This window comes from Priestia filamentosa, assembly GCF_900177535.1.
Lineage (GTDB): Bacteria > Bacillota > Bacilli > Bacillales > Bacillaceae_H > Bacillus_I > Bacillus_I filamentosa.
On record NZ_FXAJ01000002.1, the window covers coordinates 526,584 to 543,348 of the forward strand.

A 16,765-nucleotide genomic window follows, 5' to 3' on the forward strand; every position below is an offset into this window, starting at 1 on the left:
AGATACGCAGATGAGGAAAATCGTAAAGCAGAATGAGAGAATCATTGAATTTCTTAGAAAGTGAAGGTGGAAAGATGTTCAAAATTAATATTATAAATCAATATTGGCTAGGAGAGGAAGTTCACGATTTATGCTCACACGGAGAACTTTATATAAAAGTAGGAGATGTGGTTATCACAAACTCTGGTAGGGATGAAGAGTGGGGAATTAGTACTTCTGCATTAACTTTACTGCGTACCCTCTATGAAGAACCTGCTTTTACATACCAAGAGATTGATCCTGAACGTGATGAACCGCTTATTACCCATTGTGGAAATGCTTTATCACCAGGATGTCCAATCTCAATTTATTGGGGAGTACAGCACATGGAGGGCGAGATTACCCTATCTAATTTTGTGAAGTTTACGACAACAAGCTATAAGGAAGGAGTTATAGACTATAAAGATTTAACGGTAAAAATCAGTGAAAAAGAGTATCGAGAGGAAATTGTCGCTTTTTCATTAGAAGTGAAAGCATTCTTTGAACAGTCACAAAAGAAAAGAATAGAAGATGACGATGAACGAGAAAGCTACGAAGCATTTTGGGAAGAATACAATACATTACTCGAAAAAGCTCATTCTGCTTAAAAAGAGCAAGTCCTTTGTGGAAAAGGCCTGCTCTTTTTTTAATACTCTCTTTTCTTTCCTTTTTTTACAGCTTCCCAGTCTCCTTCAATATTCTTTCTTATTCGTTGAACAAACTGAAAAACTTCCTCTCGTTCTTGTTCTGAGAACCCTGTTAAAGCTGCTTTTTCAGAATGATCTCCTTCTCGTCTTAAAAACGGATAAACTTCTCTTCCTTTCTCTGTTGGAAAGAGCTTCTTAATTTTCTTATTGTGATGATCATCTTTCTTTTCTATAAATCCTTCCGTTTCGAGCTTTTTTATAGACCGAGCAGCCGTTGTACGGTCTACTTTAATCATTTCCGCTAACTTTTCTTGAATAATGCCAGGGTATTCATAAATGCGCACGAGATATAAGTATTGTCCTTTTGTTAAGTTGTGTTCTTTAAACTCAATATTGCTAATAGAGTCAAGTGCTCTTGCAATCATTCCAATTTCTCTTAAAACATCATCCACAAAAAAACCTCCATTTTATATTTTGTTGCATTTACAACAAAAATATTTTCTTGTATACTTTATAGGGATAATAAATTCATTATGAAGGATGTTCATTGATAAATCTAGAAAAGGTGGGGTTAAAATGACAGCAAAGAAAATTACAACAAAAGAGGATTTAGAGACTGCTTTCTACATTAGAAAAGAGGTATTTGTGAGTGAACAAGGAGTACCACTAGCAGAGGAGTTTGATCAATATGATCAACTGAATAATGGCTGTGATCATATTCTCGTCTATTATAACGGAGAGCCTGTTGGTACAGGACGTGTGCGCGTTGTAGAAGGAGTCGGGAAGCTAGAACGAATTTGCATCTTAAAAGAATATCGAAAATATGGCCTTGGAAAAATCATTATAGAAGCTCTTGAAAGAATTGTAGAAGAGCGTGGCTTTTCTTCTGTAAAACTGCATGGCCAAGTGCAAGCGCAAGGGTTTTATACTAAACTAGGCTATGATGCTTCTTCAGCTATTTTTATGGAAGATGGCATTCCACACATTTTAATGGTTAAAGAGTTCGTTCACTCATGATAGGAAGGAAAGTAAATGCTTTTACACTTGCTTTTTATAGTATAGGCATTCTTCTGTTAACTTTAGGAATTTCTCTTACAATAAAGGCAAACCTTGGAACTTCACCTTTTGATGCTCTTTTAGTTGGCCTATCCCATAACATTGGCTTAACAGTTGGAAGTTGGGAAGTTGTAATTGCCTTCGTTCTTATCTTCACAAATGCATGTTTAAAAAAGCAAAAGCCGAAGTTTTTAGGATTAGTGACCGCTTTTATGACAGGAGTTTGCATTGACTTTTGGCTTTTTTTGATCAAAACACTTGAAAATCCCTCTACATTAACTAGCCAATTTCTCGTTTTCACGGTAGGCTTAATTATTGTAGGGATTGGAACAGCGATTTATCTTCATACAAACTTTGCTCCAATTCCGCTTGATCATCTTATGCTTATTATAACTGAACGAACAGGAATAAGTATTAGGCTATCTAAAACTGTTTTGTATGTTATCTTTTTACTTCTTGCGTTTTTGCTACATGGTCCAATTGGAATCGGAACGCTCCTTACAGTAGGGCTTGGCGGACCTCTTTTACAGTTTTTTATGCCGTTAACAAGAAAATGGTTTTTCAAAAAAACAGAGGGGATTCTCTTTTCACCTTTAGAAGAAAAAGAATAGTTTGTATGAAAACGGGAGCGTGAGTAGGGGGAAATAGAGTGAAAGAAGAGTACTTAAAAATATTTGATGAAAACCAAGTACACATTGGTGAGAAAACTAGAGATGAGGTTCATAAGAAAGGATACTGGCATGAAACCTTTCACTGCTGGTTTGTTAGTGAATACGAAGGAGAGATTTATCTTTATTTTCAAATTCGAAGCAAAGAGAAAAAAGATTATCCGAATTTGTTAGATATCACAGCAGCAGGTCATCTATTAGCACATGAAACAGTTATGGATGGCATCAGAGAAGTAGAAGAGGAGCTTGGCGTTGAAGTAGCGTTCAACAACCTTCTCTCGCTCGGCGTTATTCCATATAGCGTGACGCTTCCTCATTTTATTGACAAAGAGCTAGCACATGTTTTCGTGTATAAAACTCAGCACACATTTGAAGGATATACCCTTCAGCAAGAGGAAGTTTCAGGTCTTGTAAGAGCCAAACTTTCTTCCGTTGTTGAGCTTTGGTTAGGTCAAACGGATAGTATTAATGTGGAAGGATTTCAAATACATCAAAAAGGTGAGAAAACCCCGATTAATAAAGCCTTTTATTGGGAAGAATTTGTTCAACATAAGCCATTTTACTATGAGAGAATCATCCATGAACTGCATAAAACATTTCATTTCTAGCTTAAAAAATCAGGTTAATTCCTAATTAATTGGGAATTAACCTGATTTTTTACTGTAAGAAAAACGTTAACCGAACCATATCTTGACAGCGGATGCCGTTTTCAAATAATGGTTCTTTGTAATTTTCTAAAAAGAAGTTGCGTTCAATACCTGTCATGCGAAAGCCGCACTTTTGATAAAAAGCAAGCTGATTTATACTTGAATTTCCTGTTCCAACTTCAATGATTTCGTAGCCCTGTTCTTTTGTACTTTGAAGGACATGCTGAATTAACTTTTTGCCAATTCCTTTTCCATGAAGATGTTCTTTCACTGCGATATTCACAAGTTCAATACTCTTTTCATTTTTTTCTTCTAAAATGTAAGCTCCGATTATTTTCTTATCTTCTTCCGCTACAAAACAAACGCCTTTTTCTAGATGTTCCTTCACTTTTTCCTGAGAAGGATCTGCAAGTAAGAGCAAAGAAAAAGGGGGTGTTTCCTCTCTATGTATTCTTCTTATTATCATAACAACACTTCCTTTTACAATTTGTATTTGTCACCCACTTTTCTTGAAAGAACTGGAATGGAGAGGTAAAATTTACAGTATACGACTATTTTACATCATGTAAGGAGTTTTGAATTTGCTAAAAAATAAAAGAGTAATTGTAACTGGAGCAGGAGCGGGTATTGGAAAAGAAATTGTGAGACTTTGTTTAGACGAAGGAGCTTCAATTATTGCTTGTGACGTGAATGAAGAAGCCTTAATAGAGCTAGGAAAATTACTGAAAAATACCAACTTATCTACATATACAGTAGACGTTAGTTCTTATAAAGAAGTTGTTCGCTTTTTTGAATGGATTAATGAAAAAGGCGAGGAAGTACATGCCCTAGTAAATAATGCAGGAATTTATCTTGCACAAAATATATTAGATTACACCGAAGAAAGCATTGATTCTGTATTAAATATTAATGTCAAAGGAGCCGTCTATTTTTCGCAGCTATTTGCAAAGAAGATGATGAGAAATAATGAAAAGGGAACAATCGTGAATATGTCTTCAGTATCAGGAATGGAAGGAAGCTCTGATGCTATTTATGGGATGTCAAAAGCCGCTATCTTAGGATTAACAAAAAGCTGTGCCGTGAACTTTTCACCACATATTAAAGTAAATGCTGTTGCCCCCACAATGGTTGATACAACAATGATGAAAAGTATTCCAAAGTGGCGAAAGCAAGAATATTGGAACAGTCAGCTCATCCAAACACCTGTTACAGCTAGAGATGTAGCTGAAACGGTTCTCTTTCTCTTATCTGATAAATCTAATCACTATACAGGAGCAACCTTTGATCTCAATAATGGAGGCTATTTAAGATAGAATTTACAATAAAAAGAAGAAATCTATATTTTAATCTTTTGTTGAAATATATGGAAGATAGTTTTATAATGATAACTGTTAGACTTTTCTAACATTGAGCAGAGTTTAGTAGAGTAGAGGAGAGATCGTAAAGATGAGTAAAAATGTATTTTATGAACAAGTTGGCGTTGCTATGACATGCAGATCTTACGAAGAGTATGAAAAGATGTTCGACTTGAAGATGGAACAATTTAAAGGCGGAAAAGTGTTAGACGTTGCAGCAGGAGCTTCTTCTTTCACAGTAAGTGCTTATCGTAAAGGATATGATGCTTACGCAGTAGATCCTTTGTACAATATATCTCCACGAGAGATGAGAAAACACGGCGAAGAAGAAATCCAAGAAGCTAGCCGTAAGCTTAAAAAAGGGACTCAAACTCTTTTATGGGATTCCTATAAGACGCTAGAAGAACATGATAAAATTCGAAGAGACTCGTTTTCTTTATTTATGGAACAATATACGCAAAACGAAAAAGATCAACGCTTTTTTTACGGAGCGCTCCCGCATTTGCCTTTTTCAGATCAAACCTATTCTCTCTTGTTGTGCAATCATTTCCTTTTTTTATATGAAGCACAATTTGATTTCAACTTTCACGTAAATGCAATGAAAGAAATGATTAGGGTAACGAAAAAAGGCGGAGAAATTCGAATTTATCCGCTCGTTGGATTTAATCATGAGATTTACCCATATTTAAATAGTCTAATCGAAACGCTAAAAAACGAGCACGTGGAAATAAAGCTCCTTCCCACAACATTTCGATTTATGCCAAAAGCAACCGAAATGCTCGTTATTTATAAAAAATAGAAGAAAACAGCTCCCATTTTAAAATGGGAGCTGTTTCATTTAATCAAAGATTATTTTTGTATAGATTGTCGCTTATTTGACTATTTGTTGTGGCTTTGAATTATTTTGTTCTTTTACTAGAGTAAATAAAGCGCAAATGAGAAAGATCATTCCTACGTAAAGTTATAGATTATTGAATAGTCAATAATATTTCTAAATCCTAATCCAGAGCGGTTTTTTTATTTTTCAATCATTTCACTAAAAACGTTTATTAAACTATATATATTTTAGAGAACGTCTGTAATTATTTTTAGTCTTAAACAGACATTGAAAAGAATGTATTTCTCTTAAAACACACCTGTCTGTAAAAATACAACTTTTATGGACGTTCATTTTACGAACTTTTTGTTTGGGTTCAGTTTTTATGGAGTGAGAAAGAAATTAATGGATATGGTAACTATGTCAATCATAATATAAAAAAAGTTCAATATTTTTTAAAAGATTGATAATTTCTAATAAAATTTGATTAAAGGTTAAATAAAACAGGATGTTGAGTTTCTTAACATCCTGTTTTATTTACAAGATTAAAAGGAATCCAAACTCTATGGTTCAACAGTTAAATCAATTTCATATCTGTAGTCGTTTAAGTGTTGCAATGGCTTCATTTACTTACTTATTAGTACTGTGCTGTTTATTAGGTAATTTACGATTTGCATGGGACTTTCCTTGACGCTTTTCATTCTGCTCCGCCTTAGCCTGTTTTTCATGTAAATTTTCTACAAACTCACGTGTGTCATCCATAAGAAACCCTCCTTATCTAGAACTCATTGTTACTTTATCCTCATTCAAAGAATTCATACATGCAATTAATTGGTTGACTAATTAGTCTGAGATCATTTAAGAAACAGAAGCAAAGCAATTTGGAAAAATTAAAAAAAAAATTAGTGACGAATTCTGAAACAGAAGAAGTTAGCGAATAATACTTTTTTGTGTATTATGGAAGATGACAGTATTAAACTAACATCTGAATTAGAAACACAACGGCGTTCCGTATCATAAATTAAAACAATATTGGATTACTTCTGCCGCGCCTGAAGCACCGGAGTTTGCGAATGGATTATTTGTATCCTGCTCCAACTGGGGAGTAAGTATTGACACTGCGATAGGAGGGTTATTGCTATCAGGGATGGGAATCAAATACATCTTATGGGGAGGAGTGTTGTTTCTAATTTTGAGTTTGGTGTCTATTTTACTCCGAAGTACTTTATATAACCTAGTCAAACAGACCGCTAAGTAAGGAATCTATACGGTTTTATAGATCTTTACATGTAAGTTATAAATACGGCTTATATACTCACAAAAAAAGACTTCATTTTGATTCGTTTTTTTCAAAATGGAGTCTTTCTATTTACGATTAAACCCTTGTCTATATCCAAACTTTTATAGTTTACATAATGTCGCTTATTTGAACATAAAAAAATCTTTTCTAATTCAAATAAGATTCTTTTCCTTGAACATTTTATTAAGAATTCTAACATATGTTCCTTTTAAAGACTTTTCTAAATCATGCTGCTTTAATTCTATTACTTTATTAGAGGGCTTTGCTCACTGTCTTTATTTGTACGTTTTTTACCATCTAGAGAGACGATTATCAAAAGAAAGCAAGGATTATCTTCCCTTCTACTAAAAAAGGTTCTAATGTAAGGATAAAATAGTAGAAATAGACGTTAATTTAGTCTTTACAACACAAAAAAACAGGAGTAATATATCTTTGGTAAATTCATAAATCATCTTAACCGCTGAATCCGTATGGAACGGAGGAACCAATTTTGTAACAGTTTTTTCTGTTACTTGGGGTGAATCCTTTATGTAAGTAAAGGTAGGGTTACTTCTTGACCCGAATCCGACAGCTAACTTCGTAAGCGTTAGGGAGAGGGTGTGAAACTTGTGATCAAAGAATAATACGACCACGGGGGACTCCTCTGTGGTCTTTTTGTCATTAATGGAAACGGGATAAGGAAGGATTATAATGAAGAAATTATTTGCCGTATTTGGTTTAGGACGTTTTGGTTCAACTCTCGTTAAAGAGTTTTATGATATGGGTATTGAAGTATTAGCTGTAGATACAGACGAGGCAAGAGTTAGTGAATATATTAATTATGCCACGCACGCCGTTTATGTCAGTTCAATTGACGAAACGGTTTTACGTAACTTGGGCGTTGGCAATGTCGACCATGCTTTCGTTTCTTTCGGAAATGACATGCAAACCAGTATATTAACTTCATTACTCTTAAAAGAAATGGGAGTTCGTAAAGTGTGGGCAAAAGCGCAAAACGAATATCACTCAAAAGTGCTTGAAAAAATCGGAGTAGATCGAGTTATCCATCCCGAACGTGATGTAGCCAAAAGGATTGCTCACCATATTACTTCCGATAAAATGATTGATTTTATTGAGTTATCCAAAGAATACAGCATTGTAGAGATTGTGGCAACAAACAAGGTGGATCATTATAGCTTGGAAGAACTCAACGTACGAGCCGAATATGGATGTAATATTGTAGGGATTCAACGTCATGGAAGGTTTGTGGTTGCTCCTGCTGCAGAGGAAATCATTTATAAAGATGATGTTTTAATTGTGATGGGACATAATCAAGACATCATACGCTTTGAAAAAGAAGGTGTGTAAAATGGATGAATGTAGCAGCCATTAAAATCCTTCTCAGTTCTTTGTACTAATGCTTGCGTTTTTCATTATATGAGGAGCAATATTGTTAAAGCTTCCCCTTGTCATAATGGAATCTTTCAGTTAAACCTTTACTCAAAACACGTTGAAAGGAATTTAATATGTTACTTTATAAGTCACGTAAAAGACATAAAATAAAGAAATTGGAACCTGCATCTATTCTATTTTCGGGATTTTTAGGCTTGATATTGCTAGGAACAGGATTATTAATGATACCTGCTGCTACAAGTGATAGACATCACTTGAGCTTTATTGATGCTCTTTTTGAAGCTACTTCTGCCGTGTGTGTAACGGGATTAGCTGTTGTTGATACAGGAACTACCTTTACTTTATTTGGACAAATCATTCTACTTGTACTCATTCAAGTAGGTGGCTGGGGCTTCATGACCATTGGTATCCTTATGTTTATCATATTAGGTAAGAAAATTGGATTACAACAAAGGTTGATCCTTAAAGAATCTTTAAATGCATTTTCTCTACAAGGCGTTATTGCATTAGTCCGGCGTGTTGTGTTTATTACCTTAGCTGTAGAAGCTATTGGAGCCCTTATCCTAGCTATTCGTTGGGCACAAGAGATGAGTTGGGGAAAGGCTATTTATTATGGGATATTCCATTCTATATCTGCATTTAACAACGCAGGATTTGGCTTAGAACCTGATAATCTAAGTAAATGGGTGGGGGATCCAACCGTTAATATTATCATTACATTCCTTTTCATAATAGGTGGAACAGGATTTTTTGTAATCGCAGATATTTTGGAGAAACGAAATTTAAGAAAGTTTTCTCTTCATACTAAAATTGTATTAGCTTCGACCCTTATCCTAAATATTGTGAGTACACTTGTTATTTTTACTTTGGAATATCATAACGCTGACACGTTAGGTAAATTAAGCATGGGAGATAAATGGTGGGCAGCTTATTTTCAAGGAGTTGTTCCTCGTACAGCTGGTTTTAATACATTAGATATAGGAGAACTAACGTTAAGTTCAAAAGTCTATGTGATGGGTCTTATGTTTGTGGGAGCAGCTCCTGGTTCAACAGGTGGCGGAATTAAGGTTACGACCTTTGTCTTAATATTGTTGGCTTTGTGGTCAGTGCTAACAAACAAAGAGGATATTAACATTTTTCAACGCCGAATACCAAAATCCCTTATTTATAGAGCTTTTTCTATTGCTACTTCTGCAATGATTTTTGTTTTTGTCATTTTCTTTTTACTAACTATCACAGAAAAAGGAGTAGATATGTCCACAATCTTATTTGAAACTATTTCTGCTTCTGGCACGGTTGGACTAAGTGCTAATTTCACAGGCGACTTGAGCCCCGCAGGACGCATTCTCATTACGATTATGATGTTTATTGGAAGAGTAGGGCCTCTTACCATTGGTTTTGTGCTTGCTATTCGTTCGAATAGACAGTCAAAAATTCGTTATGCAGAAGAAAAAATTCTTCTTGGCTAAAAAAATAACTTTTATCTTTCGAAAAAACTAAATAAGATGCTATTAAAGAATCATCTTATATGGTTTTAGGCGCTTGTTCTAATAATGCAAATCCATTAAATAGTACCTCAGATTCTCAAAAAGAAGAGGAACATACTAGTCATACTTCCTCAAAATTAGGTGACATCAGAGAAGAAACAGTGTCTAGAGATGTATTGCTGAATTCTTGAAGGATAAGCCTGAAGATATGCAGATGATTTATGCAGATGTGGCCAAAAATAAGGAATTACTCGAAAATATCCCTTGCTATTGTGGCTGTGGGGAATCTGTTGACCATAGAAATAATTACGATTGTTTTATTTAACAAAATAACAAAGATGACTCAATTGTCTGGGATGACCATGGAACCAAATGTAATGTTTGTTTAGAACTCGCAGCTCAATCGATTCGAAAATACAAGGAAGGCAAGTCAGTAAAAAAATTCGAAAGATGGTTGATGAAAAGTACAAGGAGGGATACGCTAAACCTACTCCAGCTGTATAAGATTAATAGTATGAATATTCCTTGGCTTATAATAAATTAATAATAAAGAATTTGAATGATAAAAAGTAATAAAGAAGTTTTGTTCTACTTTATGGGTCATATTTTCTTAGCTAACACAACACAGATTCTAGAAACTACAAAGGAAGAGAGTGAAGGTTTTATAAGTCTTCGCTCTCTTCCTTTCATCCCTTAATTTCTTGGCCATAATATAATAAAAACACCAATTAAGCATACAAGACCACCGATCCAATCATATGTATCTGGAATTTTTTTATCTACTAACCAGCCCCAAAATAAACTCATAATAATAAAGACGCCTCCATAGGCTGCATAAACCCGACCAAAATCAGGGAATGCTTGCCATGTAGCAATAATCCCATAGAGAACAAGAGCTATTCCACCGAATAACCCTAACCAACCAGATGCTTCTTCTCGTAACCATTTCCAAATAAGGTAGCCTCCACCGATCTCTGCTATTCCGGCTAATAAAAATATAAAAATTGCTTTAATCATCATAAATACTCCTTATGTGAACTGTCTTCTTTTATATTGTATACCATATTGATTCTTAGTTAATATAATAGACCTTATCAGAAGTAAAAAAGCGTAAAATCTTTAAAAGATTTTACGCTTTTTTACTTTAAGGTTCAGATGATAATGAATATTAAAAACTGCACCATTTTATAAGGCCTGTTAGAGAACATTATGGATTGAATGAGGATTATACGTAAAGGATAAAGTAGAAATATTAAAAGGTGCGTACATAATGATATAATAAAAAACTAATACTATGGCATTTACTGTTTTAGTCGAAAGGTTGTGAGGGGATATAAAGAGGTTATTCAAACCAATGCTAAGTACCATGAATTAAATGCACAGAAAAATCATATAAAAGTATACTGAGTTGTTGGATAAACCTGATAAAGAATAAAAAAGATGAAGAAGGCATCTATATATTAAGGATTCCTTGACAAATTATTGTTTAGAACCTAAACACTTTTATATTAGTAGTAAACCACATAAAATTATAACTATTCATCTTTTTAGGTTAATTCAGTTAAGAAAGAGGTTATAGACAAGATGATTTCTTTAAGAAATGTTCAACCCACAGATTTAGAACAGCTGTTAGTAATTGAGAATGAGGGTTTTTCGATAGAAGAAGCCGCAACAAAAGAGGCCATGGTGGAGAGAATTCAGTTGATATCGGATACCTTTATTGTGGCAGAAAGAGAAGGGAAAATACTTGGTTATATTAATGGGCCAATTATTAATCAACCTTATATAACCGATGATCTTTTTGAGGAAACCAAAGAGAATCCGAAAAGAGGAGGATATCAGAGCATTTTAGGGTTAGCAGTGTCTAAACAGGCTAGAAATCAAGGAATTGCAAGAATTTTAATTAAGAAAATGGAAGATATTATAAAAGAAAATAAAAGAGAAGGAATCACGTTAACATGTAAACAGGAATTAGTTCCGTTTTATGAGAAATGCGGATTTGTTAACCATGGCGTTTCTGAATCAAATCATGGTGGATTAACTTGGTATAACTTGATTAAGTTAAGAGAGAGTATAAGTTGATTTTTTTATCGTGTAATACATAAGAATCAAACAAATCTACTAGTAACCTAGAGCAATAGAATAAATAGAGTTTGTGGAAGAACTATCTCTTGCTTTCCTATAAGGAATGTATTTCTCTCTATGTAAAAACCCTTTGTTAACGTGTGGAGCAAAGGATTTCTTTTTATTACATGAAATTCAACATTAGTTAATTACCATAGGGTTGATTATAAGCAGTAAAAGTAAAGGTCACTGTATCAAGTATTCTAAAGCATAACTTTGTTCTAAATTCCGTTCCCAAAAACAAGATAGAAACTCTAAAATCACTGAAAATGTTGCCATCTCACTCTTTTGAAATTTTTAACATCTAATCGTACGCGGATTCAACTATGTTTTCACTAAACTCTATAGTAATAAAACAAGACAGAGAATAAAGGTACCAAGAGCAATCAATATTGAAGCGATGATTGAACTAATTAAATATAAGCTTTCAATATTTATGCCATCTAAGGTATTTTCCTCTATCTTTTTATAATTACTTTCCTCAGGATTAGAATTCTGTGCTGATTCAGACTCTAATATAAGTTCCGTTTTTAATTTTTGTATTTTTTTGCAAGCAAATTTAGGTAGTATCATAATGACTAGGGCTATGATCCAAATTAAAAGCGGTATTATTAACCAATTCATTTTTTCACCTTGTTTCAAGTATAGTTAAAAAGAGTTTGATTTTTATTTTTCTCTGATATATTTTAAGAAGGGTACTTAAGTAGTTCTAATCAAAACATAAGTAATTATAGCTAAAACCACTAAAAATTTTGTACATGAAACTTTCTCCTTATACAAAGTTTGCCTTAAGATAGTTTATTCACTTTTACATTCATCTATACTTTGAAGACTCAAAAGGATCGAATGAATCCTCTATAGAAATTGAGTTTACACAAAATATGTCCATAAAAGTATATATTTTAATTAAGTACCTTCCTTCTTTAAGGCTCATTCTTTCTTCAAATACGTGTTTCTGAAGTTTATCCGTTACATCACCCTAAATTATATGCTTGATTAAATAACTTTTATATCAGAACTAAAAATATCATAGATTTATGTTTTAACTTTAAAGAACGTGGTATATATACTGTACAGCTCCACTATAAAAGTGATTGCTGTGAAAGGTTAAATACTTATCTTATGAAGGGACTGATTAGTTTTGAAAGACTTAACAGCAACTTCAAGAAATGTATTACCTCAAATTGAAAGTAGATATTCTTATTATTCACAAGGCACTTTGGGCATGAACCGATATACGTAGTGAAAGGGCCTCACAAGGGCAAATAACTTTAATTTATTAGAAGTATATGAAAGAAAAAGGCAGCATCTAATTGGATGCTGCCTTTTTCTTTCGCTTTTCCTATATTTATACTTTGGTCTAAATATTTTACGTGCCTATTTGTACATATTTGTGAAAATGTTGTTATTTATTTTTATTCAACTATAATGAAAGTCAGTTAAATGTTTTTAATATGGGCATTAAAACTGCCCTAAGAAGGGTTCAAAAGAGGAGGAAGCTAATGAATACAATTCAACCTAATATTCTTATATTTAGTCCTAATGAAGCAGAGGTAAAAGCTTATACTGAATATATTTGTAATCAAGGTTTTACATCCGTCAAAGCAGCAACAAGTTTAGAGCAAGCAGAAAGATATTTACCAGGTACTGAAGTTATTTTAGGATGGAAATTTCCCACCCAATTATTGAATAAACAAATGGGCTCATCTGTCCGTTGGTTCCAATCAATGGGAGCTGGAATTAATGACCTTATTGCAGATAAATCAATACCTCAGAATATTAAAATAACCAGAATTGTCGACCAGTTTGGTACTTATATATCTGAATATGTATTTAATTTTCTCTTAGATATAGTTAAAGATGGTCCACGTATGAGAAAAGCACAGCTAGAAAATCGATGGGATCCATTTATTTCTGATTCTCTAAAGGGGAAAACGATTGGAATAGCTGGTCTTGGATCAATTGGGACTGAAATTGTTCGTAAAGCCCGAGCGTTTGATATGAATGTAAATGGATTAAGCTTTAGTGGAAAACAATCTTCATTAGTAGACCTTCATTTTAATCGGAATCAATGGTACGATTTTGTAAAAGATCTTGATTATTTAGTGTTAACACTTCCTTTGACAGACGACACGTATCATATTGTGAACTACGAACTTCTTCTAGCCTTGAAACCAAATTCTTGTGTTATTAACGTTGGACGTGGCTCCTTAATCGATGAAGATAGTTTAATATCTGTCATGCAATCCGGACATCTCCAGGCAGCTGTTTTAGATGTATTCGAGGTAGAACCGTTACCAAAAAATCATGCATTCTGGTCCATGCCTAATGTGTATATCACTTCACATTTATCGGGACCAAGTACTGTACAGGATGTAAGTAACTTTTTTTTGAAGAATATTAAACGATATATAAATGGACAACCCTTAGACGGCTTCGTTGATAGAAAGCGTGGTTACTAGAATAGGAAAAGACAAGGGGAATAATCAGTATAAACGGAATGTAACTGTATCGTACTATTGATTAAGAGGGGCATATGAGTAATTTTTAATTAAGTAAAAAATGATTTAATCCTATATATTTTATCTAAACATTTACTTTCACTGATGTCCCTGCTTTTAGTACTCTTAAGAATTTTGAGAACTTATATTTTCCTTATTTTTAGTTAACATAACACAGATTATCATTACAAACAAAAAAAGCTATCCTAATGATATTATCCCCTAGAGTTTAGGGGGGGACATAAGAGGAGTCAACATATAGTTTGGTTCAATCATTTTCTTTGTCAATTCCTCATTACTCCATAATAATTTATTGATGGTTAATAGGTTTCAGGAAATAAAAAAGCGATAAATCAAAGGGGAATTTCATTAGGAATTTGTAGAAGTCTACTTGGAAATATGGAATTAAAGCAGCCTACTTTATAGAACAGTAGGCTGCTTTTCTACTGTTGTTCGGTTTTTAGTTAACATACCAAACATTCCAGCCAGTTTTTAACTTCTCTTTTCGTCACAAGTTATAGATGACTTCTCTTCTTGAAATAGCTCTATGAATTTAAGAAGAGGGGTGGAGAAGGTATTATCAGCACGATGAATAAAAAATGTATCAACTAAAGTGAATTCTTCAAGGAGAGAATAATGGGTAATCTCTTCTAGATGACTATATTTTTGAACAATAGACAGAGGGAGTAAACTAACCCCTAGACCAGCTGCTACGCAACCCATAAGTGCATCTAAGGAACCGAACTCCATAACTTTGGAGGGTCTAATTCCTTCTTTATGTAACCAACTCTCAAGTTTTTGGCGGTAAGAACAACCTTTATGTAACACTAACAATGTTAAGTTACCAATGTTCTCTAACTCTAAAGGATAAGAAGATAACAAACTGCTAACTAATACTAATTTTTCTCTGAAAATTTTTTTTGCCACGAGATTAGGATGCTGTACAGGGCCAGAAACGAATGCACCATCTAATTTATAATTTAATACTTCTTCAATATGCTGAGCAGTAGGCCCAGTCTTTAAAGTTAGATCAACTTTTGGACAGGTAGAATGATATCTTAAGATAAACATAGGCAAATGAACAGCAGCTGTTGACTCCATTGAGCCAATAGATAACGGACCTTGAGGCTCTTCTTCATCCCGCATGACTTGTCTAGTTTCTTCAAAGAGACGAAAAATTTTATCAGTGTAGGTTAATAATAAATCTCCCTTTGTTGTTAATGTAATCCCCTTATTATGTCGATAAAATAAAACTGTCTGTAGGCTACTTTCTAATTGCTGCATTCGAGTTGTTATATTGGACTGTGCATAGTTTAATTCTTTTGCAGCCTTCGTTATACTTCCATGCTCAGCAACTACCTTAAAAATATGTAATGATTGAATATCCATGCTTCTTAACACCTTACTTCCGCTTGCCATCTGTTTGAACGATGACAAATATCTTTTTTTTTGAATTATACCATATGGATAAAATTATATATGATAAATATGTAGCACCTTTTGTAAGGAGTGAAGAAATGGATAAAAAACAGCTCTCCTTTTTGACAGGAGGTTTACTTGCCATGGCGATAGCATTAGGGATTGGAAGGTTTTCTTATACGCCTATTTTGCCCCTTATGCAGCAGAAATTTGAGTTTTCCGAAACAATTGCTGGTTATCTGGCTTCAGCTAATTATGCTGGTTATCTAATTGGAGCAATTTTAACTGGACTATTTTCCATGAGAGCAAGAACGGTTCCTGTTTTAAGACTAAGTTTAATTATTGGGGTAGTGACAACGCTTCTTATGAGTTTGACTACTTCTTATATAGGTTGGGCAATACTTAGGTTTCTATCTGGCATATGTAGTGCCCTAGTTTTTGTCTTAGCTTCAAGCATGGTTTTGGAGAAACTGAGAGGGATAGATAAGACGAATTGGTCTGGTTTTTTTTATATGGGACCTGGCTATGGAATTTTCCTAACAGGTATTTCTATCCCACTGTTCTATAATAGTTGGGGCTGGAAAGGAGCGTGGATTGGTTTATCTGGATTAAGTTTATTTTTGTTAATTTTTGTCTTTCTAACCTTTAAAGAAACTCCTGGTTTCTTACATAACAAAAAAGGCAGGACATTTCAAAAAAGCTTAGTTCCGCCAAGAAAATGGCTACCTCTCTTGATATTGGCTAATGGTTGTGAAGGCCTAGGATATATTGTAACGGGTACATTTATTGTCTCAATTGCTCAGAATACACCCTCTTTCCACTTTGAATCTTCTATAATTTGGACAGTTGTTGGTGTAACGGCTATTCCATCTTGCCTAATATGGTCATCACTTGCTAGGAGATGGGGATTTGTAAAATCATTAGTCCTAGCTATGTTATTACAAGCAGTAGGAATTAGTATTCCTGTGTTTTTTTCCTCGCCGTTTAGTTTGTTTACAAGTGCAGCGATCTTTGGAGCCACTTTTATGGGAATTACGGCTCTTGGAGCTACGTTACTAGGAAAAATGGTACCAACAAATAATAGCCGAATAATGGGAGTCTTTACAGTTGCTTATGCAATTGGACAAATGATTGGTCCAACTCTTGCAGGAGCTCTTTCAGAAGCTACAAGTAATTATCGTGCTTCCTTATTGGGAGCAGCAGGAATTATCCTTATAGGGGCAATCTCCCTTATTTCAGGATTAAAATATGAAAGGAAAAAAGAATCAAAAAGCAAGTCACCTCATTTATTTAAATCTTAATGCAAACATTGTAACTTAATTCATAATCTGGAG

Annotated in this window: 17 protein-coding genes, 1 pseudogene and 1 riboswitch; of the genes and pseudogenes, 12 read left to right on the forward strand and 6 right to left on the reverse strand. The window is 33.9% G+C overall.

The annotated features are described in order from the left end of the window. Window positions 1-74 precede the first annotated feature (74 nt). Window positions 75-626, forward strand: a complete 552-nt coding sequence (locus B9N79_RS09650) for a hypothetical protein (protein WP_048896782.1) — start codon at window positions 75-77, stop codon at window positions 624-626. 38 nt (window positions 627-664) lie between these two features. Here B9N79_RS09650 and B9N79_RS09655 read toward each other — a convergent pair whose 3' ends face one another. Next, window positions 665-1,117 (reverse strand): MarR family winged helix-turn-helix transcriptional regulator, encoded by a 453-nt coding sequence (locus B9N79_RS09655; RefSeq protein ID WP_046217215.1) that lies wholly within the window; start codon window positions 1,115-1,117, stop codon window positions 665-667. 124 nt (window positions 1,118-1,241) lie between these two features. Here B9N79_RS09655 and B9N79_RS09660 point away from each other — a divergent pair, with 124 nt between their 5' ends. The 3 genes from B9N79_RS09660 to B9N79_RS09670 are packed head-to-tail and all read left to right on the forward strand — an operon-like array spanning window position 1,242 to window position 2,997. Then, window positions 1,242-1,682 (forward strand): GNAT family N-acetyltransferase, encoded by a 441-nt coding sequence (locus tag B9N79_RS09660; RefSeq protein WP_019394460.1) that lies wholly within the window; start codon window positions 1,242-1,244, stop codon window positions 1,680-1,682. After that, window positions 1,679-2,332, forward strand: coding sequence for a YczE/YyaS/YitT family protein (locus B9N79_RS09665; RefSeq protein WP_046217216.1), 654 nt, complete (start codon window positions 1,679-1,681; stop codon window positions 2,330-2,332). The genes B9N79_RS09660 and B9N79_RS09665 overlap by 4 nt, the downstream gene beginning before the upstream one ends. A gap of 38 nt (window positions 2,333-2,370) precedes the next feature. After that, entirely contained in the window at window positions 2,371-2,997 is a 627-nt protein-coding gene (locus B9N79_RS09670; RefSeq protein WP_040057697.1) for an NUDIX hydrolase, read from the forward strand. 49 nt (window positions 2,998-3,046) lie between these two features. Here B9N79_RS09670 and B9N79_RS09675 read toward each other — a convergent pair whose 3' ends face one another. Continuing rightward, window positions 3,047-3,502: a GNAT family N-acetyltransferase gene (locus B9N79_RS09675; RefSeq protein ID WP_019394457.1), complete on the reverse strand. Its 456-nt coding sequence runs from the start codon at window positions 3,500-3,502 to the stop codon at window positions 3,047-3,049. Window positions 3,503-3,617: 115 nt separating this feature from the next. On the opposite strand from B9N79_RS09675, the gene B9N79_RS09680 reads away from it, so the two are divergent. Both B9N79_RS09680 and B9N79_RS09685 read left to right on the forward strand, forming a co-directional pair. Further along, window positions 3,618-4,349 (forward strand): SDR family NAD(P)-dependent oxidoreductase, encoded by a 732-nt coding sequence (locus tag B9N79_RS09680; RefSeq protein ID WP_046217217.1) that lies wholly within the window; start codon window positions 3,618-3,620, stop codon window positions 4,347-4,349. A 133-nt stretch (window positions 4,350-4,482) separates the two neighbouring features. Then, entirely contained in the window at window positions 4,483-5,190 is a 708-nt protein-coding gene (locus B9N79_RS09685) for a class I SAM-dependent methyltransferase (RefSeq protein ID WP_040057695.1), read from the forward strand. A 648-nt stretch (window positions 5,191-5,838) separates the two neighbouring features. Here B9N79_RS09685 and B9N79_RS09690 read toward each other — a convergent pair. After that, window positions 5,839-5,970 (reverse strand): DUF4023 domain-containing protein, encoded by a 132-nt coding sequence (locus tag B9N79_RS09690; protein ID WP_082864717.1) that lies wholly within the window; start codon window positions 5,968-5,970, stop codon window positions 5,839-5,841. 986 nt (window positions 5,971-6,956) lie between these two features. Next, window positions 6,957-7,109: riboswitch (cyclic di-AMP (ydaO/yuaA leader) on the forward strand. A gap of 89 nt (window positions 7,110-7,198) precedes the next feature. Here B9N79_RS09690 and B9N79_RS09700 point away from each other — a divergent pair. The 3 genes and pseudogenes from B9N79_RS09700 to B9N79_RS26940 all read left to right on the forward strand — a co-directional run bounded on the left by B9N79_RS09700 (window position 7,199) and on the right by B9N79_RS26940 (window position 9,891). Then, complete coding sequence (locus tag B9N79_RS09700) at window positions 7,199-7,855, forward strand: potassium channel family protein (RefSeq protein ID WP_019394452.1); 657 nt, start codon at window positions 7,199-7,201, stop codon at window positions 7,853-7,855. A gap of 158 nt (window positions 7,856-8,013) precedes the next feature. Further along, window positions 8,014-9,369, forward strand: coding sequence for a TrkH family potassium uptake protein (locus B9N79_RS09705; protein ID WP_046217218.1), 1,356 nt, complete (start codon window positions 8,014-8,016; stop codon window positions 9,367-9,369). Window positions 9,370-9,601: 232 nt separating this feature from the next. Then, window positions 9,602-9,891 (forward strand): annotated as a pseudogene (locus tag B9N79_RS26940) (PCYCGC motif-containing (lipo)protein). Window positions 9,892-10,080: 189 nt separating this feature from the next. Here the strand turns inward: B9N79_RS26940 and B9N79_RS09715 are convergent. Beyond that, complete coding sequence (locus B9N79_RS09715) at window positions 10,081-10,404, reverse strand: YnfA family protein (RefSeq protein WP_040057690.1); 324 nt, start codon at window positions 10,402-10,404, stop codon at window positions 10,081-10,083. A 567-nt stretch (window positions 10,405-10,971) separates the two neighbouring features. On the opposite strand from B9N79_RS09715, the gene B9N79_RS09720 reads away from it, so the two are divergent. After that, complete coding sequence (locus B9N79_RS09720; RefSeq protein ID WP_019394447.1) at window positions 10,972-11,469, forward strand: GNAT family N-acetyltransferase; 498 nt, start codon at window positions 10,972-10,974, stop codon at window positions 11,467-11,469. A 384-nt stretch (window positions 11,470-11,853) separates the two neighbouring features. On the opposite strand, the gene B9N79_RS09725 is transcribed toward B9N79_RS09720, so the two are convergent. Next, on the reverse strand, window positions 11,854-12,135 hold the full coding sequence (locus tag B9N79_RS09725) for a hypothetical protein (RefSeq protein WP_040057689.1): 282 nt from the start codon (window positions 12,133-12,135) through the stop codon (window positions 11,854-11,856). Between the two features lie 830 nt (window positions 12,136-12,965). Between B9N79_RS09725 and B9N79_RS09730 the strand changes: the two genes are divergently transcribed. Continuing rightward, window positions 12,966-13,973 carry a D-2-hydroxyacid dehydrogenase gene (locus tag B9N79_RS09730; protein ID WP_240516684.1) on the forward strand — a complete coding sequence of 336 codons (1,008 nt, stop codon included), beginning with the start codon at window positions 12,966-12,968 and terminating at the stop codon, window positions 13,971-13,973. A gap of 531 nt (window positions 13,974-14,504) precedes the next feature. On the opposite strand, the gene B9N79_RS09735 is transcribed toward B9N79_RS09730, so the two are convergent. Beyond that, on the reverse strand, window positions 14,505-15,401 hold the full coding sequence (locus B9N79_RS09735; RefSeq protein ID WP_046217219.1) for a LysR family transcriptional regulator: 897 nt from the start codon (window positions 15,399-15,401) through the stop codon (window positions 14,505-14,507). 128 nt (window positions 15,402-15,529) lie between these two features. On the opposite strand from B9N79_RS09735, the gene B9N79_RS09740 reads away from it, so the two are divergent. Next, window positions 15,530-16,732 carry a YbfB/YjiJ family MFS transporter gene (locus B9N79_RS09740; protein ID WP_046217220.1) on the forward strand — a complete coding sequence of 401 codons (1,203 nt, stop codon included), beginning with the start codon at window positions 15,530-15,532 and terminating at the stop codon, window positions 16,730-16,732. Window positions 16,733-16,765: the final 33 nt, after the last annotated feature.